This window comes from Streptomyces sp. KL109B, assembly GCF_030766935.1.
GTDB lineage: Bacteria > Actinomycetota > Actinomycetes > Streptomycetales > Streptomycetaceae > Streptomyces.
Window position 1 is genome coordinate 216,752 of record NZ_JASERL010000007.1, and the last position, 25,760, is coordinate 242,511.

Consider the following 25,760-nt stretch of genomic DNA (forward strand, 5'->3'; position numbering starts at 1 on the left):
GATCTATGGAGAAGACGCACAGCTCGCAACAAGGTGGTGCGTAGCACTACGTACGCCCATGAGGCGCGCCTCCCGGCAGCCGCGCCTAGTAGGCGCGGGCCACGACGGCGACGTTACCGGCCGCGTCGTCGGCGTCCGGCACCGCCCCTTCGGGAGTGAGCAGACACCGTACGGAGACGCCGTGTCCGGCGAGTTCGTTCTCGCCCGCCTCGCCGAGCGTCGCCCACGGGATGCGGGCCCAGCCGCCCGCGGAGGTCGCCTCCAGCGCCTCGGCGACCGTGGTCACGTCGGTGGTCCGCAGCTGTCGCCGCTCCCGTGACTGCGCGAGCAGCAGCGCCTGGTCCTCCTCCAGGATCCTGGGCAGCACCGCGGGCAGCGCCTCCAGGGCGACCGGGGTCTTGCCGCCGGGGATGCGCCGGGCGAGCATCGCGGTGCCGTTCTCCAGGTCGCGGGGCCCGACCTCGACGCGTACGGGGACGCCCTTCAGTTCCCAGTCGACGGCGCGGCGTCCGAAGGGGGTGTCGGTGCGGTCGTCCACGTGGACCCGGATTCCCGCCTTCTTAAGGAGGTCGCCGATTTCGCGGACCTCGCGGAGCACCGCTTCGTCGTCCTTGATGGCGAGCACGACGACCTGGGTGGCCGCGAGGCGGGGCGGTACGCGCAGCCCGCTGTCGTCGCCGTGCATCATCACGAGGGCGCCGATCATGCGGGTCGTGGAGCCCCAGGAGGTCTGCCAGACCAGTTCCTCCGTGCCGTCCTTGGACAGGTAGCGGGTGTTGAAGGCCTTGGCGAAGTTCTGGCCGAGTTCGTGGCTCGTGCCCATCTGGAGGGCCTTGCCGTCGCCCATCATCCCTTCGAGGGTGAGGGTGTTGATGGCGCCCGCGAAGCGCTCCCGGGGCGTCTTGCGTCCCAGGAGGACGTCCATCGCGAGGACGTCCTCCATGAAGTCCGCGTAGACGTGCCGGTGGATGCGGGCGGCGAAGTCGCGCGCCTCTTCGTAGGTGGCGTGTGCCGTGTGGCCCTCCTGCCAGAGGAACTCCGTCGTACGGAGGAAGAGGCGGGGCCGCAGCTCCCAACGGACCACGTTCGCCCACTGGTTGATGAGCAGCGGGAGGTCCCGGTAGCTCTGCACCCACTTGGCGAAGGAGGCGTTGACGATCATCTCGGAGGTGGGGCGGACGACGGCGGGCTCCTCCAGCTCCTTGCCGCCTCCGTGCGTGACCACGGCCAGTTCGGGCGCGAAGCCCTCGACGTGGTCGGCCTCCTTGATGAGGTACGACTGCGGGATCAGGAGGGGGAAGTACGCGTTCTGCGTGCCCGTCTCCTTGATGCGGTCGTCCATCTCCCGCTGCATCCGCTCCCACAGGCCGTAGCCGTACGGTCGGATGACCATGGTGCCGCGCACCGGACCGTTGTCGGCCAGTTCGGCCTTGGTGATCAGGTCCTGGTACCAGCGCGGAAAGTCTTCCGACCGGGGCGTGAGAACGCGGGTTTTGGCCATGTCGCGGATGCTACGACGCGGGCTGCGGGCCACTCGAATCCTTTTCGCCCGGATGCCGGAACGCGCCCGCGTGCACCCGTCATATGACCCTTTGGGGGCGCACGACGGTGCACACGCGCATTGTCGCCGCGCCTGCCAAACACCCCCTAGACGGGACCGACTGAGCGGAGTTCTCTGGCATACGGGGGGAGTGCGAGCGGCGCGCGAACACGGCCGGACGCCACGCAGACAAACACACGCCACAGCGACAACTCTCGACACCTCTCGGCGGATTGGGGCAGTTTCGATGACACCTACGCTCGTGCGGCGGCACCTCCCTCACGCGGCACCCGAGCCGCAGGCGGACTTGTGCGCACGCGCGCGTGACTGGGCGGAGATCCAGGAACGGATGCTGGTGCCGCTCTACGAAGCGGTGTACGAGCGCCTTGAGGTCGGTCCCGGTACGCGGCTCCTCGGACTCGACTGCGGCGCGGGGCTCGCCCTCCTGATGGCGGCGTCCCGCGGCGCGGCCGTGACCGGCGTCGAGCCCGCGGACCCGGAACGCCTCGCCCTCGCCCAGGAACGGCTGCTGCCCGACGCCTCGCAGGCCCGGGAGGCCGCGGACGCGCGGCTCACGACGGCCGACGCCACCGACCTCACCGCGACCGATCCCGGCGGAGCCCCGTACAACGTGATCACCGACTTCCAGCCGATCGGCTGTGTGGCCGGGGACTCCGAGGGGCTTTCGACGCGCCTGGAGAGCGTGGCCCCGCTGGCGGGCCGGGGCGCCGCGGTGGTGCTGGTCGGCTGGGGCCCTCCGGAGCGCTGCGCCACGTCGTCCGTCCTACGGGTGGCCACAAAACTCGCCGACCCACTCCGTAGTTCGGGCAGTTGGCGTCCGGCGCTCCGTGACGACCTGGAGGAGGTCGCCCAGCGGGCGGGGCTGCGGCCCGACGGTTCGGGCCGGGTGGCGTGCCCCTTCGGGTACGCGGACGCGGAGAGCGCGGTGCGCGGTCTGCTGTCGACGGGCCTTTTCGACGCCGCCGTGGGCGCGACGGATCCGACGCAGGTCGACAAGGAGGTGTCCGAGGCGCTGCAGACGTATGTGCGCGCCGACGGCACCGTATGGATGCCCAATGTCTTCCGGTACCTGATCGCGCGTACACCCTGAGGCCGCGTACACCCTGAGGCCACGCAATCCCTGAGGCCCCGCACGCCGAAGGCCCGCCCACCGCGCGGTGAGCGGGCCCGAAGGGTGCCGGTTCAGTCCTTGGTGAACCGTGTGACGCCGGCGATCCGGTACGCGTCCGACTCCTCCAGCGTCTCGCTCTCCAGGAGCGCGGACGCCAGGGCGTCGAGCTTGTCCATGTTGTCGCGCAGCTTGCGGCACGCCTCCTCGTAGCACTCGTCCACGATGCGGCGCATTTCGCCGTCGATCGTGTCGAGGGTGTCCGGGGCGGCGGACAGCCCGTAGGCCTGTTGGGCGTCGTTCGGGAGGGCGGACAGGCGGCCGACCTTCTCGCTCATGCCCCAGCGGCCGACCATGCCGCGGGCGATGTTGGTGACCTGCTCGAGGTCGTTCTCGGCGCCGGTCGTGATGACTCCGTAGACGACGTGTTCGGCGGCCATGCCACCGAGGGCGCCGATGATGCGGCCGCGCAGATACTCCTCCGTGTACGCGTACTTGTCGGAGTCCGGGGTGGAGAGCGTGACGCCGAGGGCCCGGCCGCGCGGCACGATCGTGATCTTGCGGACGGGGTCGGCGCCGGGCTGCAGCATGCCGAGAAGGGCGTGGCCGCTCTCGTGGTAAGCGGTGCGGCGGCGCTCCTCGTCGGGCATCACCAGGGGCCGCTCGGCGCCGAGTTGGACCTTCTCCAGCGCTTCGGAGAGGTCGTACTGGGTGATCTGCTTCTGTTTGCGCTTGACCGCGAGCAGGGCGGCCTCGTTGGCGAGGTTGGAGAGTTCGGCGCCGGTCATGCCCGGCGTCGTACGGGCGACTTGGGCGAGGTCGACGTCGGGGGCGAGCGGCATGCCACGGGTGTGGATCTTGAGGATGGACTCGCGGCCGTTTCGGTCGGGCGGGGAGACGTTGACGATGCGGTCGAAGCGGCCCGGGCGGGTCAGCGCCGGGTCGAGGACGTCGGCGCGGTTGGTGGCGGCGATGACGATGACGCCCTCCGAGCCGCTGAAGCCGTCCATCTCGGTGAGGATCTGGTTGAGGGTCTGCTCGCGCTCGTCGTGACCGCCGACGCTGCCACCGCCGCCGCGGGCCCGGCCGATGGTGTCGATCTCGTCGATGAAGATGATCGACGGGGCGACCTTGCGGGCCTCGGCGAACAGCTCGCGTACACGGGAGGCGCCGACGCCGACGATCATCTCGATGAACTCCGAGGCGGAGGCCGAGAAGAACGGCACCCCGGCCTCGCCCGCGACCGCGCGGGCGAGCAGCGTCTTGCCGGTGCCGGGCGGGCCCGCGAGGAGCACGCCGCGGGGCATCTTGGCGCCCATGGTGCGGTAGTCGTCGGGGTTCTTGAGGAAGTCGACGACATCGCTCAGCTCGCCCTCGACCTCGTCGATGCCGGCGACGTCCTCGAACGTGGTGCGCTTCTTGCCGGGTTCCAGCTCGACCGGCTTGGGGGGCTGCTTGCGGCCGCCGAGCATGCCGCCCGCGCCGCCGCCCATGCCCTGGCTCATGCGGCGCGCGATGAACACCCACAGCGCGACGAGGAGGAGCATCGGGGCGAGCGAGATGAGGAGGTTGGAGAGGAAGCTGCGTTCCTGGACGACGGGTTCGGCCGTCACCGTGACGTCGTGCTTCTCCAGGTTGGCCCAGAGGTCGTCGTCGGCGAAGGCGGGGCGCTGCGTCGTGAACTTGGTGTAGTTCTTGCGCTTGCTGTCGCTGTCGTCGGGGGTGGGCTTCTCCTTCTTGAGCTGGCCCTGGATCGCGTCGCCCTTGGAGTAGATCTTGGTGACGTTGTCGGCCTCGACCTGCTTGCTGAATTCCGTGTACGAGACCGTGGGCTCGTCGCCCTCGTTGAAGAACGACAGCACGAGGTTCGCGACGAGGTAGACGATCAGGGCCGTCAGGATGAGGCCGCCCCAGCCGCCGGGCATCTTGCGCTTGGGTCCCTGCGGGGGCGGCGGAGGGGGCGCTCCCTCGGACCGCCAGGGCTGATCCGTCCGATCACGCGGGGGTACGGGGTTCGCCACGCCTGCCTCTCCTCCTGCCGCCTGCCGTCGTCAAGCGCTTGTCCGGCCCGTGAGCCATGGGCCCATAAGCGCACAGATCCGACACCCTTGCCAGTATCCAGAATCCTGGTTACTGTCTTAGTCGTGAACGGTTTCGACGATCGCTTCCTCACGCGGAACGGCCTCGCGGCACGTCGGCTCGCGGTCCTCCTGATGGGACACGAGCCGGAGACCCGGCTGCCCCGCGTGAAGGACCTGGCCCAGGAGCTGGGCTGCGGGAACGGGACAGTGCAGGCCGCGCTGCGCCTGCTGGAGGAGTCCGGCGCCATCGAGACCTCGGCCCGGGGCCACCTCGGTACCTTCCTGACCCACGCGGAGCGCGCCATCCTGTGGCAGCTCTCCGGCCTCGGCACCTTGCTGGCCGCGATGCCGCTCCCCTATTCGCGCCGCTACGAAGGCCTCGCCACAGGACTGCGTGCCGCCTTCGAGGAGGCCGGCACACCGTTCGCCATCACTTTCATGCGCGGCGCGGGCGCGCGTACCTCCGCACTGCTCGAAGGCAAGGTCGACCTCGTGGTCCTGTCGCGGCTCGCGGCGGACGGCCTGGTCGAGCAGCACAAGGACGACCTGGCGCTCGTCGCCGACCTCGGACCGGCCACCTATGTGGGCGCGCACGGCTTCCTGGTGCGCAAGGGCGCCTCCCTGGACGCCGCCGGGCTGCGCGTCGCCGTCGACCACACGTCCGAGGACCACCGGATGCTGGCGGAGCGCGCCTTCGCCGGGCACAAGGACGTCCAGTGGGTCGAGTCCTCGTACATGCAGCTGCGTGACCTGTTCGCCCAGGACCAGGTCGACGCCACCGTCTGGAACCTCGACGAGGTGCAGGGGCGGCTCGGCATGGAGGTGGACGTACAGCCGCTGGGGGACGAGGTCACCCGTGATCTGTCGTTGCGCAATTCCAGCGCGGCGATCATAGGCAGGACCGAGGGCGCGAAGGCGCTGTCCGCGGTGCGCGACGCCCTCGATCTGTCGCAGGTGGCCCAGCTCCAGTCCGAGGTGCTGCGAGGCGATCGCATCCCCTCCTACTGACCGACCCTGCCGCGAGACCCCGACACGGGACCCGCGGCTCGGCTCAAAATCCAGAATCCCGGTTACTGTCTCACTGTCTTGTTCGGGAGGTCCGATGGACGACCAACTAGCCCTCCGCATCCAGCTGTTCCGTGAGGGCGGCCAAGTCAGGCCCGAGGTCGCCGACTTCGTGGCCTCCGAACTGGCCGCTCTGGAGGACGCGGGCCACTCCGTGACCGAGGAGAGCGCCGGGATGCTCACCAGCCATCTGATGATGGCGCTCACCCGGCTGCTCGACGGCGCGCCCATCGACCAGTTCCTCACGGACGAGCAGCTCGCCGCCGAACTGGCCGATCAGCCCGAGGCAGTCGAGCGCGCCCGCCGCGTCTCCGCGCGCGCCCATTCGGAACTCGGCGCCTCCCTGCCGGAGTCCGAGGTCAACTTCCTCGCCCTGCACCTCGCCGTCCTGGCGCGGCAGCACACCACCAACTGAGCCCACTGAGCCCAAGAGAAGGAACCAGCCATGACGAAGATCCTCACCGGCGGCGTCGGCAAGGTCGAAGCCGCGAACACGGTCAAGGAGTTGGGGCTCGACGGCGTCGAGGTCACCGTCTCCAGCGACATGGACGCCGCGATGAAGCTGCGCGCCGGACAGGCCGACTACTTCCTCGGCACCTGTCACACCGGCGCGGGCGCCTCCCTCGGCGTGCTCGTCGGCCTGATGGGGCAGGCCGCCTGCCACACCTTCGGCCGCTCCGTGCCGACAGCGGAGGAGGTCGAGGCCCTGCTGGCGGACGGCAAGAAGGTGTTCGGCTTCTCCATGGACCAGATCGAGCAGGTCGCGCCGCTGATCGCGCGCGCGGTCGCCGCCCGCTCGTGAGCCCCCGGTACAGGCCATGAACACCTCCCCCGGCACCGTCCTCGCCGCCGGCGCGAGCCTCGACTTCACGCTCGCGCAGCAGCTCACCGTGATCGCCCTGTGCGCGTTGACCGCGTTCATCTCGCACATGGCCCTGGCCGTCTTCAACGACGGCGTACGCCCCTTCATGCTCGACTTCATCCAGGGGCGGACCACCCGCAGCGCCACCACGGCGGTCTCCTTCGGGCTCTCCGCCGGATTCATCTTCGGGCTCGGCGCCCCGATGGCCCTGGCCTCGGGTGTCCTCAACCCGTGGCTGCTGTTCCTGCCGACCGACATCCTCGGCCTGCTGTCGCCCAAGAAGTGGCTCGCCCCGATCCTGGGCGCGGGCTGGGGCGCGGTCGTCGTCTTCGGTCTGAACGGCGCCAACAACGTGGCGCACGATCTGCCCGTCGACTTCCTGACGGCGATGCAGGAGATGTCGACGCCGATCCTGTTCCTGTTCACGCTGTTCCCGGTGCTCGCCATCACCAAGCAGTTCGGGCGCAAGTGGGGCGCGATCGCGGGCGTCGTGGAGCTCGCGCTCGTCGTGATGACGATGAAGCTGTGGCCCACCGTCTTCGCGGGCGCCATCGCCATGGCCGTCGGCGTCCTGATGCTGATCGGGCTCGCCATCGCCAAGGACCTCAAGCAGCGCAAGGCGGACAGGGCGAACGGGGTCGAGGAGCTCGCCCCGGCCGACGACCCGATGGCCTCCCTGTTCAGCGCGAGCGCGGCCCGGCTCCGGCGGTATCTGCCGCTGTTCATGGTGCTCGGCGCGGGCGTCTGTCTGCTGGCGCAGATGCACATATTCGGCGGCGGCGAGGCCACCAGCTTCCTGGTCGCCAAGGGGAACTACAGCGAGGCCGCGCAGGTCGACTTCTACCGCGTCTTCGGCTTCATCCCGCTGATCGCGACGACGGCCCTGGCCTCCGGCGCGTACGGCATCGCGGGCTTCACGCTCGTGTACCCCATCGGCTATCTGATGCCGAACCCGATCCTCGCGGTGATCGTCGGCGCGCTCGTCTTCGCGGTCGAAGTACTCGCCCTGTCGTACATCGGCAAGTTCCTCGGCAAGCTGCCGAGCGTGCGGGACTCCTCGGAGCACCTGCGCAGCGCGATCACCGACTCGTTGCAACTGGCGATCCTGTTCGGCTCGTTGATGGCGGCGAACGCGATGGGCGCGGGCCTCGGCATCCTCATCGTGGGCGGGCTGTACCTGCTCAACGAGGCGATGGGCCGGCCCGTCGTACGGATGGCGGCGGCTCCCGCCGCGGTGATCGTCGGCGGCATTCTGCTCAACGTCCTGTACTGGCTGGACCTGTTCACGCCGGTCAAGGGGTGACCACCATGCGCACCAACACCACCCTCCGCACCGTCAGCGGCCCGCTCTCCTACGAAGCCGTACGCGGCCCCGCTCTCGCCCATGAGCACCTCGTGCTCGACCTGGACCTCAAGGGCGACGGCGGCGCCGTCCTCGACGCGCGGCGGCACGGCCCCTCGGTCGCCTCCGAACTGGCCGCGCTGCGCGAGGAGTTCGGGCTCGCGCTCGTCGTGGAGCTGACCTGCCGCGGCATGGGCCGCGACCCGGGCGCGCTCGCCGCCCTCGCGCGCGAGACCGGAGTCGCGGTCGTGGCCGCCACCGGCTGGTACTACGAGCCGTTCCACACGCCCGAGTTGGCGGACACGAGCGTCGAGCGGCTCACCGAGACCCTCGTGCGGGAGATCGAGGACGGTTTCGACGATGGCGCTACGGGGATCAGGCCCGGCGTCCTCGGCGAGATCGGCAGCCACGGGGACGTGCCGAGCGAACCCGAGGTCCGGTCGCTGCGGGCCGCCGCGCGCGCCGCGAGCGCCACCGGGCTCTCCGTCGCGACCCACGCCCAGCTCGGGCACGGCGGCCTCGCCCAGCTGGAACTGCTGACCGCGGAGGGGCTGGCACCGGAGCGCGTCTCCGTCGGCCACCAGGACCTCCTGGACGACCCCGGCGTGCACAAGGAGCTGGCCGCGAGCGGCGCGTACGTCGCCTTCGACACGGTCGGCAAGGAGAGCTACCAGAGCGACGACACCCGGCTGCGGCTGCTGCTGAGCCTGATCGAGGCGGGGCACGCCGACCGGGCGCTGCTCAGCTGCGACATCTCCCGGCACGGCTATCTGCCGGCTGAGGGCGGCCAGGGCTACGGGCACCTGTTCCGGTCCTTCCTGCCGAGGCTGCGGGCGGCCGGGGTCGACGAGGACCTCATCGATCTGATGACGCGGCGCAATCCGCTGCGCTTCCTGACCGGTGCGAGCGTGGAGGAGATCTGACCATGACGACTTCGAGGAGCGGGCACACCACGGGAGACACTCCTGTGGACCCGCCGTCGCTGCCGACCACGTACCCGCTGGCCACCGTCCCCGTCGAGGACGCCGCCGCCCGCCAGTTCCGGCTCCTGGAGTGCACGGCCGCGCGCTTCGAGGGCCCCGAACTGTTCGCCGCCGACGCGGGCGTGGTGCCGGGCCTCGGCAGACCCCGCACCACCGCCCAGGTGGAGGCCGTGCTCGCCGAGTACTTCGGCGCCGAGGACGCGGCCCTCGTCCAGGGCGCGGGCACCGGCGCGATCCGGTCCGCGCTGAACGCGGCGGTGAGCGCGGGCGACCCGCTGCTGATCCACCGCGCGCCCGTCTACCGCACCACCGAGGTCACCCTGCGCGGCATCGGCGTGCGCACCCACGAGGTCGACTTCAACGACCTGGACGCGCTCCGCGCCGAGCTGGCCTCGGGCCGGTTCCGCTGGGCGTATGTGCAGCACACCCGGCAGCGGCTCGGCGACTCCTACGATCCCGGGGCGGTGCTCGCCGCCTGCCGCGAGGCCGGGGTGCGCACGATCGTCGACGACAACTACGCGGTCATGCGCGTGCCCGCCGCCGGGGTCGAGCTGGGCGCTGACGCCTCGTGCTTCTCGCTCTTCAAGCTGCACGGCCCGGAGGGCGTCGGCGCGGTCGTCGGCTCCCGCGACCTCGTCGAGCACGTGCGCGCCGACAACTACTCGGGCGGCGGCCAGGTCCAGGGCCACCAGGCGTTGGACGCGCTGCGCGCCCTGACCCACGTACCGGTGATGTGGGCCCTCCAGTCGCGGGTGGGCGCCGAGGTCGCGGAGCGGCTGGCGGCCGGTGAGGTGCCGGGCGTCGCCGAGGTCCGGATCGCCAACGCGCAGGACCGCTGCCTGCTGGTGCGGCTCGACCGGCCGGTGGCCCGCGAACTGCCCACCGTGGCGGCGCGCTTCGGGGCGGCGCCCTACCCGGTGGGCTCCAATTCCCGGTACGAGATCGCGCCGCTCTTCTACCGGATGTCCAGCTCGGCCCTCGACGACGCACCCGACCTCGCCGACTGGACGGTCCGGATCAACCCGATGCGCGCGGGCGCCGACCTCGTCGTCGACATCCTGCGCCGCTCACTGCACGAACTCAGCGGCACGAACAAGCCGCACAAGCCGCACAAGCCGAACAACCTGAACGAACTCAGCAAGGACTGACCGCCGTGTTCCTCGACAGTCTGCTCACCCGCAACCCCGAGCTGGCCGACGCCGCGGCGGACCTGCACCGACGGGGCGAGATCCCCCCGGACACGTACGTCATGGACCTCGACGCCATCGAGGCGAACGCCGCACTGCTGGCCGCCGAGGCGGACCGGCTCGGCCTGAGCCTGTGGTTCGTCGTCAAGCAGTTGGGCCGCAACCCCGAGTTGATCAGGGCGATCGCCCGCCACATCCCCCGCTACGCCGCCATCGACCCGCCCGAGGCCCGCACCCTGCACGCGGCGGGCGCGCAGGCCGGGAACCTCGGCCACCTGGTCCAGATCCCGTACCGCGCCCTGCCGGAGATGCTGGCCTGGCGCCCCGAGACGGTCACGGTGTACGACCTGGCCAACGCCCGCGCCGTATCGGACGCGGCCCGTGAACTGGGCTTCGTACAGGACGTGTTGATCAGGCTGGAGGGCGCGGAAGGTTCCGTCTACCCCGGGCAGGAGGGCGGGGTTCCGTTCGCCGGGATCGACGCCTTCGCGGCCGAGGCCGAGCGGCTGCCGGGGGTGCGGATCGCGGGCGTCACGGCGTTCCCGTGCGTGCTGTGCGACCCGGTAACCGGCGAGCCCTCCCCCACGCCGAACTTCGAACTCGCCGTCAAGGCGCGCCAGACGCTGGCCGCGCGCGGGCACACCGGCCTCAAGCTCAGCGCCCCCAGCGCCACCTCCATGGCCACGCTCCCGCTGCTCGCCGAACTCGGCGCCACGCACGGCGAGCCAGGACACTCCCTCACCGGCACCACACCGCTGCACGCCCACGACCTCACGCAGCCCGAGAAGCCCGCGTACGTGTACGTGTCCGAGGTCGCGCACACGCTGAGCGACGGCCGACCAGCCGTCTACGGCGGCGGCTTCTACCCGCGCTCGGGCATCAAGACGGCGCTGCTGCCCCGCACCGGCGAGCGCCTGCGGGTCCAGGACGCGCCCGCCGAGAACATCGACTACTACCGGCTGCTCGACGCCCCCGAGCCCGGAGTCGGCGGCGGCGCGGGCGTCGAGGTGGGCGACACCGCGCTCCTCGCGTTCCGTACGCAGATCTTCGTGACGCGCTCGACGGTCGCGGTGGTGGCGGGCCTGGCCGACGGGGCGCCGCGCCTCCTCGGCCTGTACGACGCGCAAGGAAGGGCCCTGTGATGAACGAGCAAGGGAAGGCCCTGTGATGAGCAAGACCGTGATCGTGGTGGTGGACGGGTTCGGGGTCGGCGCGATGCCGGACGCCGGGGCACTTCGCCCCGGTGACCTGGTGGCGGACACCTGTGGGCACGTGCTGGACCGGTGCCGGGAGGCGTTCGGCCGGCCGTTGCGGCTCCCGGTGCTCGGGGCGCTCGGCCTCGGCCTGGTGCACCCGCACCCGGACCTGGCGCGGCACACGCACCTGCCGGTCGCTGCGGGGCGGGCGGCGCTCGGCTACCCGGGCGCGGACACGTTCGCCGGGCACCAGACGATGATGGGCGCGGACTTCAGCCGGGTGACGGTGGCCCGGCTCGCGGACCACCTGGACGAGGTGACGCGGGCCCTCACGGACGCGGGTCACCGGGTCGAACTCCTCGACGGCAAGCCTCTGTTGGTGGTTGACGGCGTGGTCCTCGTGCACGACAACCTGGAGGCGGACCCCGGCATCAACTGGAACGCCTCGGGCCGCTTGGACGACGTCGACCTCGACCTCGACCTCGACTCCGGCGCGCCCTCCGGCTCCGGCCACGCCCCCGACACCGGCCCCAGCCACTCCCCCGCCTCCACCTCCACCTCCGCCCCCACCTCCACCTCCGGCTTCGACCGCATCCTCGCCATCGCCCGCACCGTACGGACCGTCGCCCCCGTCGCCCGCGTCATCGCGGTGGGCGGGCACGCGGACGGGCCGCTGCCCGGCTTCGTACGGGACGGGGACGGCGGCACGGTCGGCCTGGACACCCCGGCGACCGGGTTCTACCGCAACGGCGGGCTGCAAGTGCAGCACTTGGGCGCCGAGTTGGACCACACCCGGCAGCTGCCCGACCTCGCCGCCCGCGCCGGGATCCCGGTCACCCTCGTCGGCAAGGCCGCCGACATCCTCGCCTGCGAGGCGGCGGTGCGGCGGCCCGCCGTGGACACCGCCGAGGTGCTCGCACACACCCTGGAGGCGGTGCGGACCGACGGGGACGCGCTGGTGGTGGCGAACGTGCAGGAGTCGGACCTCGCCGGGCACCAACAGGACGTCGAGCGGTACGGCCGGATCCTGGAGCAGGTCGACGCGGGGCTCGCGGCGCTGCTGTCCCTGCTGACCGGGCCCGGCGACCGCCTGATCGTCACGGGCGACCACGGCAACGACCCGACGATCGGGCACGCCTTCCACACCCGCGAGTACGTGCCGGTGCTGATCCACCGGCCCGGGGCGCGGGGTGTGGAGCTGCTGCCGGACGCGTCGAGCCTGGCCGACGTGGGGGCCACCGCGGCGGCGGCGCTCGGCCTCGACCCGGCGGGCCTGGCCAACGGCACGGAGATCCGCGAGGCGGCGGCGCGGGCGGCCTGACCGCCGTACGCACAGCACATATACGCACAGCACATAAGGGCATGTGTAAGGGGCGCCCACCATTGGTGGGCGCCCCTTACACGCTCAAAGAACCCGCGGGCCTCTGCCTCAGCCTCAGCCCATGAACTTCTTGAACTCGTCGGGCAGTTCGAACTTGCCGTCCTGCTGGTCCGCGTCGGCGCCGGGCAGGCCGAGCGCGCCGCCGGCCTCGGCGGCGGCCGCACGCCGTGCGGCCTCCTCCTGCTCCTGCTGCTTGCGCTTCATCGGGTTGCCGGAGCGCTGCTTGCCCTTGGCCTTCTTCGGCTGCTTCTTCTGCCGGCCGGGGCCGCCGCCCGAGCCCGGCATCCCCGGCATCCCGGGCATGCCGCCGCCCTGGGCCATGCGGGACATCATCTTGCGGGCCTCGAAGAACCGCTCGACGAGGTTCTTGACCGCGCTGACCTCGACGCCGGAGCCCTTGGCGATACGGGCGCGGCGCGAGCCGTTGATGATCGTCGGCTCCGTGCGCTCGGCCGGGGTCATCGACTTGATGATGGCGGCCGTGCGGTCGACGTCACGCTCGTCGAGGTTGGCGATCTGGTCCTTCATCTGCCCCATGCCCGGCAGCATGCCGAGCAGCTTGGACATCGAACCCATCTTCCTGACCTGCTCCATCTGAGCCAGGAAGTCGTCGAGCGTGAAGTCCTGGCCCTTCTTGGAGGCCAGCTTGGAGGCCATCTTCTCGGCCTCTTGCTGCGAGAAGGTCTGCTCGGCCTTCTCGATCAGCGTGAGCATGTCGCCCATGCCGAGGATGCGGGACGCCATGCGGTCCGGGTGGAACGCGTCGAAGTCGTCCAGCTTCTCGCCGTTGGAGGCGAACATGATCTGCTTGCCGGTGACGTGGGCGATCGACAGGGCCGCACCACCGCGGGCGTCACCGTCGAGCTTGGAGAGCACCACGCCGTCGAAGCCGACGCCGTCGCGGAAGGCCTCGGCCGTGTTGACCGCGTCCTGACCGATCATGGCGTCGACGACGAAGAGGACCTCGTCCGGCGAGACCGCGTCGCGGATGTCCGCGGCCTGCTGCATCAGCTCCTGGTCGATGCCGAGACGTCCGGCGGTGTCGACCACGACGACGTCGTACACCTTGGACTTGGCGTACTCGATGGAGTCCTTGGCGACCTTCACCGGGTCGCCCACGCCGTTGCCCGGCTCCGGCGCGTAGATGCCGACGCCGGCGCGCTCGGCGACGACGCTCAGCTGGTTCACGGCGTTCGGGCGCTGGAGGTCACAGGCGACGAGCAGCGGCGAGTGGCCCTGGGACTTGAGCCAGCGGCCGAGCTTGCCCGCGAGGGTGGTCTTACCGGCACCCTGCAGACCCGCGAGCATGATCACGGTCGGGCCGGACTTGGCGAAGCGCAGCCGGCGGGTCTCGCCGCCGAGGATGCCGATGAGCTCCTCGTTGACGATCTTGATGACCTGCTGGGCGGGGTTCAGCGCCTGGGAGACCTCGGCGCCGAGGGCGCGCTCCTTGATCTGCTTGATGAACGCGCGGACGACGGGCAGCGCGACGTCGGCTTCAAGGAGGGCGATCCGGATCTCGCGCGCCGTGGCGTCGATGTCCGCCTCGCTGAGGCGCCCCTTGCCGCGGAGGTTCTTGAATGTCGCTGCGAGGCGATCGGAGAGAGTGTCGAACACGGCGGTCGCGAATCCTCGGGTCGGTGGCTTTACGGACAGGTCGCCCTCCAGGGTATCCGCCCGCACGGCCATGGTCAGTGGCCCGGTCCCGTAGCGGTTCGCGGACCCCTGGTCCGGCCGCCAATTACGATCCCTGCGGTTCCGGAAATCCGCACACATCAGTGGCGTCCGGCTGGGTAGACGCCTTCAGGTTTCGTCGCCGCCCCTCACCTTCGCCCCGTGCCGGGGCATGCCCGGTCGCGCCCGGAACCGTCGCACCACACGTACCCAAGGAGTCCCCACAGATGACCTCCCCGCGTAGTTACCGGCCGCCGCGGCCGGTCCGCAGGCCACCGGCACCACCGGCACCACCGGCACCACCCGCACCACCCGCACCACCAGCCACACCGGCCCCCCAGGGCAGGCCCGCGTGAACTTCTTCGACTACCTCCAGGGCAACTGGCCCGATGTGCTCGACGCCGCGCTCGCCCACATCCTGCTCGTCCTCGAAGGGCTCGCCCTCGCGGTGCTGATCGGCGTGCCGGTGGCGATCCTCACGTACCGCACGCGCGCGCCGCGCGCCGCCGTGCTCGGGGCGGCGGGGCTGCTTCTGACGATCCCGTCGTACGCGCTGTTCGGCCTGCTGATCACGCCGCTCGGCCTGGGCACGGGCCCCTCGATCGTGGCCCTGACGCTGTACGCGCTGCTGCCCGTTATACGTAACACCGTTGTCGGCCTGCGCGAGTTGGACCCGGCGGTCGTCGAGTCGGCGAACGCGATGGGCATGACCCGCCTGAAGGTCCTCGCCACCATCGAGTTCCCGCTGGCCTGGCCCGTCGTCCTGACCGGCCTGCGGCTCGCGACGCAGATGCTGCTCGGCATCGCCGCGATCGCCGCCGCCGTGAACGGCCCCGGTCTCGGCAAGCTCATCCTCGACGGGCTGAACGCCGCGGGCACCCCGTTCGCCATCTATCTGACGTTGGAGGGCGCGCTCGCCATCGTCGTCCTCGCGCTGCTCTTCGATCTGCTCTTCGCCCTGCTGAACCGTCTGACCACTCCGAAGGGGGTCACCCGATGATCCGGCTCGACCGGCTGACCAAGTCCTACCCCGGCCAGGAGCGTCCGGCGGTGGACGAGCTGACGTTGGAGATCCCCGAAGGGCAGATCGTCGTCTTCGTAGGCCCGTCGGGCTGCGGCAAGACCACGACGATGAAGCTGATCAACCGGCTGATCGAGCCGACGTCCGGCCGTATCCACCTCGCCGACGAGGACGTCACCTCGATCCCGGTGCACGAGCTGCGCCGCCGCATCGGCTACGCGATCCAGCAGTCGGGGCTCTTCCCGCACCAGACGGTCGCCCAGAACATAGCCACCGTGCCCGGCCTGCTCGGCTGGGACAAGAAACGCGTCCACGCGCGCGTGGACGAGCTGCTCGACATGGTGGGCCTGGACCCGGACACGTACCGCGGCCGCTACCCGAAGCAGCTCTCCGGCGGTCAGCAGCAGCGCGTCGGCGTCGCCCGCGCGCTCGGCGGCGACCCGCAGGTGATGCTGATGGACGAGCCGTTCGGCGCGATCGACCCGCTCAACCGCGAGGCGCTCCAGAACGAGTTCCTGAAGATCCAGGCCAAGCTGCGCAAGACGATCGTCTTCGTCACCCACGACATCGACGAGGCCGTGAAGATGGGCGACAGGATCGCCGTCTTCGCCGAGCACGGGAATGTCGTCCAGTACGACACCCCGGAGAAGATCCTCGCCGAGCCCGCAAGCGAGTTCGTCACGGACTTCATCGGCGCGGGCGCCGCCGTACGCCGCCTCTCCCTGACCCGGCTCGGGGACGTCGACGTACCGCTGTGGTCCACCGTCGCCGATTCGGCGAGCGCCGAGGAGCAGCGGGACGCCGCCGACCACTGCGACCGCGAGTTCGTCGTCGTACTCGACGAGGACCGCCGCCCGGTCGGCTGGCTGCCCGCCGACGGCGGCTCGCGGATGCCGCTGATCTCCCCGCTCGGCCCCGAAACCAGCCTGTACGACGCGCTCGACGAGCTGCTCGCCGTGAACGCGTCCGCGCTGGCGGTCGTGGACGACATGGGCCGCTATCGCGGGGTCGTCGCCCTGGACACGCTGCGCACGCTGATCCACGCCAACGGCGGCTCCGGTCTGGTGCCGAGGCAGGGACAGGGGCAGGGACAGGGGGCCCGGCCGTGACCCAGGCACTCGTCGAGGACGCCCACGACCCGTCCGCCGCGCAGACCGCACAGACCGCACAGACCGCACAGGCCACGGAACGCACCCGTACGCTGCCGCCCCTGTGGCGCCTCGCCCTCACCCCGCTCGCCCTCGCCGTGGTCCTCGGCCTCCTCGCCTGGTACGTCACCGGGCAGGACCTGGACCAGATCGAGCGGCGCAGCCTGAACGCGGACTACCTGCTCAGCCGCACCCTCACGCACCTCGAACTGACCGCCGCCGCCACGGTGTTGATCCTCGTGATCGCCATCCCGCTCGGCGTGCTGCTGACCCGCCGCAAGGCCCGCGCCCTCGCCGGGCCCGTCCTCGCGATCGCCAGCATCGGGCAGGCGCTGCCCTCGCTCGGCCTGATCGTGCTGCTCGCGGTGGCCTTCGTCAGCCTCGGCGTGACGCAGATCGCGCTGATCGCGTTCGTCGCGTACGGAGTGCTGCCGGTGCTGCGCAACACCATCGCGGGCCTCCAGCAGGTCGACGAGTCGATCCTGGAGTCCGCGCGGGGCATGGGCATGACGCCGTGGGAGGTGCTGCGCCGGATCGAGCTGCCGCTCGCGGTGCCGGTGATGCTCGCCGGTATCCGTACGGCACTGGTGGTCACGGTGGGCACGGTCGCGCTCGCGACGTTCATCGGGGCGGGCGGCCTCGGCGACGTGATCTCGAACGGGATCAACTCCAGCCGGGACCTGGTCCTGATCACCGGCAGCGTGCTCGTCGCCGTCCTCGCGCTGCTCGTGGACTGGGTCGCCGGGATCGTCGAGAACCTGCTGCGCCCGCGCGGTCTGTGAGAAGGGGCCAGAAGAAGAGTGAAGACATCCATGTCACCCAAGTCGTCCATGACCGCCGCGCTCTGCGCCGCCCTGCTCGCCGGCACCGCCCTGACCGGCTGCACGAGCACCGTCGGCGCTGGCGGCACCGGCGGATCCGCCGACAACCTGCCACGCAAAGCCAGCCGGCAGCAGCTCGACAGCGGCTCCATCGCCAAGGACGTCGACCTGAAGGGCGCGCGGTTCACGGTCGGCTCCAAGGAGTTCACCGAGCAGCAGATCCTCGGCAAGATCACGAAGTACGCCCTTGAGGCGGCCGGCGCCAAGACCAAGGACCAGACGGGCCTCCAGGGCACCACGATCGCGCGCGGCGCGCTGGAGAGCGGCGACATCGACATGTACTGGGACTACTCCGGCACCGGCTGGACCCAGTTCCTGCAGCACGACACGCCCGTCCAGGGCAGCGCCGCGCAGTTCGAGGCGACGTCGACCGAGGACCTGAAGAAGCACAAGATCAAGTGGCTGGGCCCGGCGAAGTTCGGCAACCAGTACGCGATGGCGCGCGCCGCCGACGCCCCGGGCCGCGCGGGCAAGGTCGACTCGATCAGCGACCTGGCGAAACTGGCGAAGGAGCACCCCGAGGACGCCACGCTCTGCGGCGCGTCGGAGTTCCTGGACCGCGAACTGTCGGCGATGGAGAAGAGCCCGTACAAGCTCAAGTTCCAGGCGCCGCAGGTCTACCAGAACGCGCTCGCGCTCGACTACGTGAACGTGGCGAAGAGCAGCCCCTGCTCGTTCGCCGAGGTGTTCACCACGGACGCCCGCCTGAAGTCCCTCGACCTGAAGGTCCTGGACGACGACAAGGGGCACTTCACGACGGAGCTGGCCGCGCTGACCGTGCGCGACGCGACCGCGAAGAAGTACCCGCAGCTCACGAAGCTGGCGAAGAAGCTCGGTGACGCGCTCACCGAGCAGGCCATCATCAAGCTCAACGGGATGGTCGACCTGGAGGGCAAGAGCGCCGACCAGGCCGCGCTGTACTTCCTGCGTACGAACGGTTTCATCGGCAAGTGACGCGGCCGGGGCCGGGGTCCACCTCCCCGGCCCCCGCTCCCCCTACTCCCTCCTCACCCACCCGCTCCCCCTACTCCGCCCCCACTCACCCCTGCAACACGGTCTCCACCCGCCGCGCCACCGCCACCGCGTCCTCCGAGGCCAGCGGCCCCCCATCGCCCCCGGCCACATAGAACGCGTCGACCGCATTGGCGCCCAGCGTCGACACATGCGCGGAGCGCACCCGCACCCCGGCCACCTCCAACGCCCGCCCGATCCGGTGCAGCAGCCCCGGCACATCGTGCGCCCGCACCTCGATCACCGTCGCCCGCCGCGACCCCGCCGACGCCACCGTCACCCGGGCCGGCGGCGCCACCACGCCCCGCCTGCGCGGATACGCGGCGTCCCGCTCGGCGAGCCGCGCCGCGATGTCGAGCGAGCCGTCGAGGGCCCGTACGAGATCGGCCCGCAGCCGCGCGGCCTGCGGCAGCGAACCGTACTCGGCGGCGACCCGCCAGTTGAGGACCAGCGCGTCCCCCTCCACCTCGCTCAGCCTGAGCGCCCGCAACTCCGCCGTCCGTACGGTCAGCCGATGCATGGCGAGCACCCCGGCGACGGCGGGCAGCACCCCGTCCTGCTCGGGCACCGCGATCACCAACTCGACGCCGAGCGGCTCCGGTTCACCGCCGTCCGCGCCCTCCGCCTCCGCCTCCGTCGGCACGGCATCCGTCTGCGCCCGCAGCGCGAGCACAGGCCCGCCCGTGCGCAACGCCTCCACCGCGAGCCGCTCCTGCTCGGCCGTCGGCTCGGCCTCGTCCGGGTCGACCGGCTCGTCCCCCGCGAGCACCGCCGAGGCCCGCTTGACCAGATCCGCCACCAACGAGCCCCGCCAGGACGACCACGCGGCGGGCCCGGTGGCCAGCGCGTCCGCCTCGGTCAGCGCGTGCAACAGCTCAAGCGTCCCGACCGACCCGACCGCATCGGCGACGGACCGCACGGTCGCCGGATCCTCCAGGTCACGCCGCGTCGCGGTCTCGATGAGCAGCAGATGGTGCCGTACGAGGGAGGCCAGCACGGCCACATCGGCCCGGTCGAAGCCGATCCGCGCGGCCACGTCCCGCGCGATGATCTCCCCGGCCACCGAGTGGTCCCCCGGCCACCCCTTGCCGATGTCGTGCAGCAGCGCCGCGACGAGCAACAGGTCGGGCCGCCCCACCCGCCGCGTCAACTCGGCTGCCCGCACGGCTGTTTCGACGAGGTGACGGTCAACGGTCCACGTGTGCACGGCATTTCGCTGCGGCCGGCACCGCACCCGCTCCCAGTCCGGGATCAGCCGGGTGATCAGCCCCTCCGCCTCCAGCGCCTCCCACACCTCGACGGTCGGGCGGCCCGCGCCGAGCAGCGTGACCAGCTGTTCCCTCGCCTCCGCGGGCCACGGCGCGGGCAGCGGCCGGGCGGCTGCCGCCAGCCTCCGCACGGCGTGCAGCGACAGCGGAAGCCCGGCCTGCGCGGCAGCGGCGGCGGCGCGCAGCGGAAGCACCGGGTCCCGGTCGGGCTTGGCGGCGCGGGCGAGCACCACCTCGCCGTCCATCTCCACGACCCCTTCGGCGAGCGGCGACCGCTCGACCGGCGCCGCCTTCCCGCCGCCGAGCAGGGACCGCAAACGGGGCCTGCCCGCACGGGACTTGAGCACCCGCCCCACCTCGCGCCAGGTGACGTCACTGGCGTACGCGACCGTGCGCGCGGCCTCGTACACCTGCCGCAGCAGCGTATCGGCGTCCAACAGGCCGATTTCCGCGGCGACTTGGTCCTGTTCCTGGAGCGCGAGCCGGTCGGTGGCGCGACCGGTGGTGAGGTGCAGGGCGTCCCGTACGTCGAGGAGGCGGCGCCGCGCCTCGTCAAGTCCCTCGCGCGGCGCGTCCGCGAGCCAGGAGGCGGCGACGGCGCGCAGCGCGGTGGCGTCACGGAGCCCGCCGCGCGCCTCCTTCAGATCGGGTTCGAGCAGGAACTGCAACTCGCCCTGCCGCGCGGCCCGTTCCTCGCACAGCTCGCGCAGCTCCGGGAGTCGTTTGGGCGCCTGATTCCGCCAGTCCGCGAGCACGGCGGTGCGCAGCCCCGCCGTCAGCCCGAGGTCACCCGCGATGTGCCGGGCGTCCAGCAGCCCCAACTGCACCTTGAGGTCGTCGCCCGCGGTCTTGCGCGCCTCCGTCGGCGTACGCACGGAGTGGTCGAGGGCGAGGCCGAGGTCCCAGACCGGGTACCAGATGCGGTCGGCGAGGGCCGCGACCTCGTCGGAGTCGGCCGAGCCGTCGTGCAGCAGGAGCAGGTCGAGGTCGCTGCGCGGGGAGAGTTCGCCGCGCCCGTAGCCGCCGACGGCGACGAGCGAGACGCCCGCCGCTCCGCCGCCGAAGAGGCCGGCGAGCCAGTCGTCGGTGAGTTCGGCGAGGGCGGTACGGCGCGGCGGCCCGGACCGCGCGTCCCCCTGGAGGAGGCGCAGCCGGGCCGCCGCGTAGCCGCCGGGTGCGGAGTCCTCGTTGTCGTCCGAGTCCTCTGATTCAGCACGTACGTCGTTCACACTCGTCACCCGGCGACTCCCGCCTACGTTCATGAATGATCGGTTACAGCGCGTCAGGCCCGCGTTCACCGGTGCGCACCCGCACGGCCGTCTCGACGGGGACCGCCCAGACCTTGCCGTCGCCGATCTTGCCGGTCCGCGCGGCCTTCACGACGACATCGAGCAGTTGCTCGGCGTCGTCGTCCTCGACCAGGACCTCGATACGGATCTTGGGCACCAGGTCGACGGTGTACTCGGCGCCACGGTAGACCTCGGTGTGCCCGCGCTGGCGGCCGTAGCCGCTGGCCTCGGTCACGGTCAGGCCCTGGACCCCGAAGGACTGGAGGGCTTCCTTGATCTCGTCGAGCCGGTGCGGCTTGACGACGGCGGTGATCAGCTTCATGCGTCGACCTTCTTGTCCTTCGTGCCCTGGGACTTGCCCTGGGACTTGTCCTGGGAGACCTGCGTGGCGGCCGGTGCGGGGACGGCCTGCCGGGCGAGGGCGCCGCCGCCCGCCCCGCTGTAGTCGTAGGCCGTCTCGGCGTGTTCGGCCTGGTCGATGCCGGAGACCTCGTCGTCCTCACTGACCCGCATGCCCATCGTCTTGTCGATGGCGAAGGCGAGCACCGCGGAGACGATCAGCGAGTAGGCGAGGACGCCGCCGACGCCGGCGCACTGCTTCCAGAACTGGTCGAGGCCGCCGCCGTAGAACAGGCCCGCCGCGTCGGACTGCCCGCCACCGGTGGCGAAGAAGCCGACGAGCAGCGACCCGACGACACCGCCGACCAGGTGGACACCGACGACGTCGAGCGAATCGTCGTACCCGAAGCGGTACTTGAGACCCACCGCCATCGCGCACAGCACGCCCGCGACGACACCGATACCGATCGCGCCGAGCGGCGAGCATGAACCACCGGAAGGAGTGATGGCCACAAGACCGGCGACGGCACCCGACGCGGCGCCGAGCGAGGTGAACGCGCCGTGCCGGATCTTCTCGTACGCCAGCCAGGCCAGCATCGCGGCGGCGGTCGCGACCTGCGTGTTCACGAACATCAGCGCGCCGACGCCGTCGTCGTTGCCGAGCCAGGACCCGGCGTTGAAGCCGAACCAGCCGAACCACAGCAGTCCGGCGCCGAGCATCGTCCACGGCAGCGAGTGCGGCCGCATCGGGTCCTTCTTGAAGCCGACGCGCTTGCCGATGACGAGGATCACGCCGAGGGCGGCGGCACCGGCGTTGATGTGCACGGCCGTACCACCGGCGAAGTCGATCACGCCGAGGTCGAAGGCCCAGCCGCCGGTCCCCCACACCCAGTGCGCGACCGGGAAGTAGACAATCGTCGCCCACAGCGCGATGAACAGCGCCCAGGCGCTGAACTTCACGCGGTCCGCGAGCGCGCCGCTGATCAGGGCGGGGGTAAGGACCGCGAACATCAGCTGGAACACGGCGAATACGTAGATCGGGATCGTGTAGCCGTCCCAGAGTTCGGTGAGGCCGATCCCGCTGAGCCCGACGAAGTCGCCGTCCCAGCCGATGACCGAGCCCTTGTCGGTGCCGAACGCGACGGAGAAGCCGTACAGCACCCACAGGATCGTCACGATCCCGAGGCTGATGAAGCTCATCATCAGCATGTTCAGGGTGCTCTTGACGCGGACCATGCCTCCGTAGAAGAAGGCCAGGCCCGGCGTCATGAGCATCACCAGGGCGGAACAGATCAACATGAAGCCTGTGTTGGCGGGCGACAGTGTGGGTGCGTCTGCCGCCAGCGTGATGGCTGCAGCCATCGGCGTCTCCTCGTCATGGGGCCGGTTATGCGCCATGACATTGGCGCAGCACCGTTTCCGTTCGGGCCCCTCGATGTTTCGCCGCAGTGACGAAGAGCGTCCGGGTGTTACGGGTGAATGAAATGCCGGAAACGGGCCGGCCACGGCCTCCGTCCGCGATGACCTGGCGTAGGGGAGCCGAGTCGGGCTGTTTCGGGACGGTGGCCGTGGCCGGGGTTTTCGGGGGTGCTCCCCCGCCGTCAGACCGCGGCTTCGGCGGTCTCGGGCAGGTGGAGCGCGAGCTGTTCGGTCAGATCGATGACCTCGGCGACGTCGCCGAAGTCCCGCGTCGCATTGTCGACAGTCTTACGGATCCGGGTGTTGACCCGCTCCGAGCGCACCTTCCTGGCGATTTCCAGCGCCTGCCCCGCGAGCACCGTGGACTGCTCGGGCTCCTTCTGCAGCAGGTGCACCGTGGCCATCCCGATCAGGTTCAGCGCGTACGAACGCTGGTGCTCGGCGTCCTTCCCGAACAGCTCGACGGCGCGCTGCATGACGGGCTCGGCCATCGACGCGTACGTGGGGCTGCGCCCGGCGACATAGGCGAGATCCCGGTACGAGTGGCTGTTCTCGCCGTGCAGTTCGGCCTCGGAGAAGAAGCGGATCCAGTCGGGGTCCGGGTCGTCCCAGTCGTCGGCGTCGGTGAAGGTGTCCTCGGCCATCCGCACGGCGCGCTTGCACTTGCCGGGCTGCCCCATGTTCGCGTACGCGCGGGCCTCCATCGCATACAGCATGGACTGGGTGCGCGGGCTGGCGCAGTCCCGGCTGCCGTACTGGGCGAGGTGGATGAGTTCGAGGGCGTCGTCCGGGCGGCCGAGGTGGATCATCTGGCGGCTCATGCTGCTCAGTACGTACGAGCCGAGGGGCTTGTCGCCCGCTTCCTTGGAGGCGTGCAGGGCGAGCACGAAGTACTTCTGGGCGGTGGGCTGGAGGCCGACGTCGTAGCTCATCCAGCCGGCCAGCTCGGCGAGTTCGGCGGCGACCTTGAACAGGCGGCGCGTGGTCTCCTCGGGCTGCGGCTCCTGCAACAGGTCGGTCACCTCGTGGAGTTGGCCGACGACGGCCTTGCGGCGCAGTCCGCCGCCGCACTGGGCGTCCCACTGGCGGAACATCACCGTGGTCGACTCCAGGAGGTCGAGCTCGGGCTTCGAGAGGCGGTTGCCGCGGCGGGCGACCGGCTCCGGTTCGGCCTTGGCGGCGGCGCCGGGGGTGGGCACAAGCCAGCGCTGCATCGGCTCGATGAGCGAGGGGCCCGCCGCGAGCGCGAGGGAGCTGCCGAGGAAGCCGCGGCGGGCGAGCATCAGGTCGCTGCGCGAGAACTCGCCGATGAGCGCCACGGTCTGGGGGGCGGTCCAGGGCAGGTCGACGCCGGACACGGAGGGCGCCTGGTGCGCGGCGCGCAGGCCGAGGTCCTCGACGGCGACGACACAGCCGAAGCGCTCGGAGAACAGCTCACTGAGGATCCTGGGGATCGGCTCGCGCGGGTTCTCCCCGTCGAGCCATCGGCGTACCCGCGAGGTGTCGGTGGAGATGTGGTTCGCACCCAACTGCCGGGCCCGCCGGTTCACTTGCCGTGCCAGCTCGCCCTTCGACCATCCGCTGCGCACGAACCACGAACCGAGCAGCTCGTTCGGGCGCTTCTCGGCGTTCGTGACGCCACCGCCGCTGCCGCCCACTGGAACGCCCCCATCCCTGAAGCCTTCTAAGACTGTGCCTTCTAAGACTGTGCGTGAACTTCCGTCGGCCACTTCCGCCGACCCTCTTGTCCACACTCTTGCCCGCAAGCCCTACCAGGATGCCGTCAAATACGGCTCCCCGTCCGGCAGTTGTCACTCCTCGAACAGGAAACCGACTTGCCTCCGGCATACCCACGAGTGCACACACCCTCAGAGCTCGTGCACTGAAAGTAATCCTACGATCACCCCTCCGGCGAGGGCGAACCCGGAAACGCCACCATTCGCCACCCCTTCGAATGAACTCAGTAGCGGCCCCACACGATTCACTTGACACAGGACAGCCGGAAGTAGGCGGACCAGGGTGGACGGGGGCGCGCGACACGGGGCGCACCACCCCTGGACGCGACTCGGCTCCGGCCGCGCCGGGGTAGCGTGCGCATCGGGTAACGATCCGATTCCGCCACGTAACCACCGGCGCGCAGGATGTGTTGGAGGGGGCATGGGCTTCACGATCGGCGGCATTCGCGAGATGCGCACCGGCTCACGTCGTCGCGGCCGCACGTCGGGCCGCACGTCGGACTGCACCACGGTGGCGGAGTTCACCGGCCTCTGGGGCTGGGACGTAGTACCCGGAGCCCGCGCCGCCGGCACGGCGGACCCCAGGTGCTCCTGCGGCAAGGCCGACTGCCCGGCCCCCGGAGCCCACCCCCTCGACCCGGCCGCGCTGGTGCCCGCGGGGGCCACGCTCGACGAAGTGACCGAGTCCTGGGGCCGGTTCCCCGGCGCGGCGGTGCTGCTTCCGGTGGGCCGGGCCTTCGATGTGATCGACGTTCCCGAGTCGGCGGGCCGCCGCGCCCTGATCCGCCTGGAGCGCATGGGCCTGCCGCTCGGCCCGGTCATCGCCACCCCACAGGGCCGCGCCCACTTCTTCGTGGCCCCGGGCGCCGCCACCGAACTCCCCACGCTGCTCTACCGCATGGGCTGGGACGACGCGGCCCTCGACCTCCACGCCCTGGGCACCGGCACCTACGTCACCGCCCCACCCTCGGACCGCGGCGGCCAGGGCCCGACGACATGGCTCCGCCCCCCATCCCTGGACACGGCGACCCAACCCCCACAGGCCCGCCTCCTGTTGGGAACTCTGGCGTACGTAGCGCATCGCTCAGCGAGCCTGTAAGGGGGCCTGGGCAGCAGCGCCCCATCAGGGCGCGGGGAACTGCGCGAACGCAACCACAAAAAAGACCGCAGCCGCGCCACTCACGAATGAGCAGCCACAGCCGCGGCCT

Annotated in this window: 21 protein-coding genes; 14 read left to right on the plus strand and 7 right to left on the minus strand. The window is 71.0% G+C overall.

All coding sequences use genetic code 11. The features are described from left to right. Positions 1 to 85 precede the first annotated feature (85 nt). The gene (proS, locus tag RBJ65_RS24645) at positions 86 to 1,501 is read right to left on the minus strand and encodes a proline--tRNA ligase (protein WP_306318725.1); all 1,416 of its coding nucleotides are present in this window, start codon (positions 1,499 to 1,501) and stop codon (positions 86 to 88) included. A gap of 286 nt (positions 1,502 to 1,787) precedes the next feature. Between proS and RBJ65_RS24650 the strand changes: the two genes are divergently transcribed. Beyond that, on the plus strand, positions 1,788 to 2,651 hold the full coding sequence (locus RBJ65_RS24650; protein WP_306318726.1) for an SAM-dependent methyltransferase: 864 nt from the start codon (positions 1,788 to 1,790) through the stop codon (positions 2,649 to 2,651). A gap of 92 nt (positions 2,652 to 2,743) precedes the next feature. Here the strand turns inward: RBJ65_RS24650 and ftsH are convergent, their stop codons facing one another. Next, a complete protein-coding gene (gene ftsH / locus RBJ65_RS24655) occupies positions 2,744 to 4,690 on the minus strand; it encodes an ATP-dependent zinc metalloprotease FtsH (RefSeq protein ID WP_306318727.1) in 1,947 nt (648 codons plus the stop codon). A gap of 123 nt (positions 4,691 to 4,813) precedes the next feature. Here ftsH and yhfZ point away from each other — a divergent pair, with 123 nt between their 5' ends. The 8 genes from yhfZ to RBJ65_RS24695 all read left to right on the plus strand — a co-directional run bounded on the left by yhfZ (position 4,814) and on the right by RBJ65_RS24695 (position 12,706). Then, on the plus strand, positions 4,814 to 5,758 hold the full coding sequence (gene yhfZ, locus RBJ65_RS24660) for a GntR family transcriptional regulator YhfZ (protein ID WP_306318728.1): 945 nt from the start codon (positions 4,814 to 4,816) through the stop codon (positions 5,756 to 5,758). A gap of 94 nt (positions 5,759 to 5,852) precedes the next feature. Beyond that, complete coding sequence (locus RBJ65_RS24665) at positions 5,853 to 6,230, plus strand: PRD domain-containing protein (protein WP_306318729.1); 378 nt, start codon at positions 5,853 to 5,855, stop codon at positions 6,228 to 6,230. Between the two features lie 30 nt (positions 6,231 to 6,260). Continuing rightward, positions 6,261 to 6,617 (plus strand): DUF2620 domain-containing protein, encoded by a 357-nt coding sequence (locus RBJ65_RS24670; protein WP_306318730.1) that lies wholly within the window; start codon positions 6,261 to 6,263, stop codon positions 6,615 to 6,617. Between the two features lie 16 nt (positions 6,618 to 6,633). After that, positions 6,634 to 7,980, plus strand: coding sequence for a YhfT family protein (locus tag RBJ65_RS24675; protein WP_306318731.1), 1,347 nt, complete (start codon positions 6,634 to 6,636; stop codon positions 7,978 to 7,980). 5 nt (positions 7,981 to 7,985) lie between these two features. Next, positions 7,986 to 8,942, plus strand: a complete 957-nt coding sequence (locus tag RBJ65_RS24680) for a phosphotriesterase (RefSeq protein ID WP_306318732.1) — start codon at positions 7,986 to 7,988, stop codon at positions 8,940 to 8,942. A gap of 2 nt (positions 8,943 to 8,944) precedes the next feature. Then, positions 8,945 to 10,150 (plus strand): aminotransferase class V-fold PLP-dependent enzyme, encoded by a 1,206-nt coding sequence (locus RBJ65_RS24685; protein WP_306318733.1) that lies wholly within the window; start codon positions 8,945 to 8,947, stop codon positions 10,148 to 10,150. Positions 10,151 to 10,155: 5 nt separating this feature from the next. Beyond that, positions 10,156 to 11,331: an alanine racemase gene (locus RBJ65_RS24690; protein ID WP_306318734.1), complete on the plus strand. Its 1,176-nt coding sequence runs from the start codon at positions 10,156 to 10,158 to the stop codon at positions 11,329 to 11,331. Between the two features lie 25 nt (positions 11,332 to 11,356). Further along, complete coding sequence (locus RBJ65_RS24695; protein WP_306318735.1) at positions 11,357 to 12,706, plus strand: phosphopentomutase; 1,350 nt, start codon at positions 11,357 to 11,359, stop codon at positions 12,704 to 12,706. A 114-nt stretch (positions 12,707 to 12,820) separates the two neighbouring features. Here RBJ65_RS24695 and ffh read toward each other — a convergent pair whose 3' ends face one another. Beyond that, positions 12,821 to 14,383 (minus strand): signal recognition particle protein, encoded by a 1,563-nt coding sequence (gene ffh, locus RBJ65_RS24700; protein ID WP_306318736.1) that lies wholly within the window; start codon positions 14,381 to 14,383, stop codon positions 12,821 to 12,823. 409 nt (positions 14,384 to 14,792) lie between these two features. On the opposite strand from ffh, the gene RBJ65_RS24705 reads away from it, so the two are divergent. The 4 genes from RBJ65_RS24705 to RBJ65_RS24720 are packed head-to-tail and all read left to right on the plus strand — an operon-like array spanning position 14,793 to position 18,444. Next, positions 14,793 to 15,440: an ABC transporter permease gene (locus tag RBJ65_RS24705; RefSeq protein WP_306318737.1), complete on the plus strand. Its 648-nt coding sequence runs from the start codon at positions 14,793 to 14,795 to the stop codon at positions 15,438 to 15,440. Then, entirely contained in the window at positions 15,437 to 16,570 is a 1,134-nt protein-coding gene (locus RBJ65_RS24710; protein ID WP_306318738.1) for an ABC transporter ATP-binding protein, read from the plus strand. Before RBJ65_RS24705 ends, RBJ65_RS24710 begins: the two co-directional genes overlap by 4 nt. Continuing rightward, positions 16,567 to 17,391 carry an ABC transporter permease gene (locus RBJ65_RS24715; protein ID WP_306318739.1) on the plus strand — a complete coding sequence of 275 codons (825 nt, stop codon included), beginning with the start codon at positions 16,567 to 16,569 and terminating at the stop codon, positions 17,389 to 17,391. Before RBJ65_RS24710 ends, RBJ65_RS24715 begins: the two co-directional genes overlap by 4 nt. Positions 17,392 to 17,421: 30 nt before the next feature. Beyond that, positions 17,422 to 18,444, plus strand: a complete 1,023-nt coding sequence (locus RBJ65_RS24720; protein ID WP_306318740.1) for a glycine betaine ABC transporter substrate-binding protein — start codon at positions 17,422 to 17,424, stop codon at positions 18,442 to 18,444. A gap of 85 nt (positions 18,445 to 18,529) precedes the next feature. Here the strand turns inward: RBJ65_RS24720 and RBJ65_RS24725 are convergent, their stop codons facing one another. The 4 genes from RBJ65_RS24725 to RBJ65_RS24740 all read right to left on the minus strand — a co-directional run bounded on the left by RBJ65_RS24725 (position 18,530) and on the right by RBJ65_RS24740 (position 24,474). Beyond that, positions 18,530 to 21,031 carry a [protein-PII] uridylyltransferase gene (locus RBJ65_RS24725; protein ID WP_306318741.1) on the minus strand — a complete coding sequence of 834 codons (2,502 nt, stop codon included), beginning with the start codon at positions 21,029 to 21,031 and terminating at the stop codon, positions 18,530 to 18,532. Between the two features lie 10 nt (positions 21,032 to 21,041). Further along, complete coding sequence (locus RBJ65_RS24730) at positions 21,042 to 21,380, minus strand: P-II family nitrogen regulator (RefSeq protein ID WP_306318742.1); 339 nt, start codon at positions 21,378 to 21,380, stop codon at positions 21,042 to 21,044. Then, on the minus strand, positions 21,377 to 22,759 hold the full coding sequence (locus tag RBJ65_RS24735) for an ammonium transporter (RefSeq protein ID WP_306318743.1): 1,383 nt from the start codon (positions 22,757 to 22,759) through the stop codon (positions 21,377 to 21,379). Before RBJ65_RS24735 ends, RBJ65_RS24730 begins: the two co-directional genes overlap by 4 nt. 239 nt (positions 22,760 to 22,998) lie before the next feature. Beyond that, a complete protein-coding gene (locus RBJ65_RS24740) occupies positions 22,999 to 24,474 on the minus strand; it encodes a hypothetical protein (RefSeq protein ID WP_306318744.1) in 1,476 nt (491 codons plus the stop codon). A gap of 499 nt (positions 24,475 to 24,973) precedes the next feature. On the opposite strand from RBJ65_RS24740, the gene RBJ65_RS24745 reads away from it, so the two are divergent. Next, positions 24,974 to 25,651, plus strand: a complete 678-nt coding sequence (locus RBJ65_RS24745) for a bifunctional DNA primase/polymerase (protein WP_306318745.1) — start codon at positions 24,974 to 24,976, stop codon at positions 25,649 to 25,651. The last annotated feature ends 109 nt before the right edge of the window (positions 25,652 to 25,760 follow it).

Coding starts and splice junctions, on each gene's coding strand:
- proS (WP_306318725.1), bottom strand. CDS start 1,501: ATGGCCAAAACCCGCGTTCTCACGCCCCGGTCGGAAGACTTTCCGCGC.
- RBJ65_RS24650 (WP_306318726.1), top strand. CDS start 1,788: ATGACACCTACGCTCGTGCGGCGGCACCTCCCTCACGCGGCACCCGAG.
- RBJ65_RS24665 (WP_306318729.1), top strand. CDS start 5,853: ATGGACGACCAACTAGCCCTCCGCATCCAGCTGTTCCGTGAGGGCGGC.
- RBJ65_RS24670 (WP_306318730.1), top strand. CDS start 6,261: ATGACGAAGATCCTCACCGGCGGCGTCGGCAAGGTCGAAGCCGCGAAC.
- RBJ65_RS24675 (WP_306318731.1), top strand. CDS start 6,634: ATGAACACCTCCCCCGGCACCGTCCTCGCCGCCGGCGCGAGCCTCGAC.
- RBJ65_RS24680 (WP_306318732.1), top strand. CDS start 7,986: ATGCGCACCAACACCACCCTCCGCACCGTCAGCGGCCCGCTCTCCTAC.
- RBJ65_RS24685 (WP_306318733.1), top strand. CDS start 8,945: ATGACGACTTCGAGGAGCGGGCACACCACGGGAGACACTCCTGTGGAC.
- RBJ65_RS24695 (WP_306318735.1), top strand. CDS start 11,357: ATGAGCAAGACCGTGATCGTGGTGGTGGACGGGTTCGGGGTCGGCGCG.
- RBJ65_RS24710 (WP_306318738.1), top strand. CDS start 15,437: ATGATCCGGCTCGACCGGCTGACCAAGTCCTACCCCGGCCAGGAGCGT.
- RBJ65_RS24720 (WP_306318740.1), top strand. CDS start 17,422: ATGTCACCCAAGTCGTCCATGACCGCCGCGCTCTGCGCCGCCCTGCTC.
- RBJ65_RS24725 (WP_306318741.1), bottom strand. CDS start 21,031: ATGAACGTAGGCGGGAGTCGCCGGGTGACGAGTGTGAACGACGTACGT.
- RBJ65_RS24730 (WP_306318742.1), bottom strand. CDS start 21,380: ATGAAGCTGATCACCGCCGTCGTCAAGCCGCACCGGCTCGACGAGATC.
- RBJ65_RS24735 (WP_306318743.1), bottom strand. CDS start 22,759: ATGGCTGCAGCCATCACGCTGGCGGCAGACGCACCCACACTGTCGCCC.
- RBJ65_RS24745 (WP_306318745.1), top strand. CDS start 24,974: ATGGGCTTCACGATCGGCGGCATTCGCGAGATGCGCACCGGCTCACGT.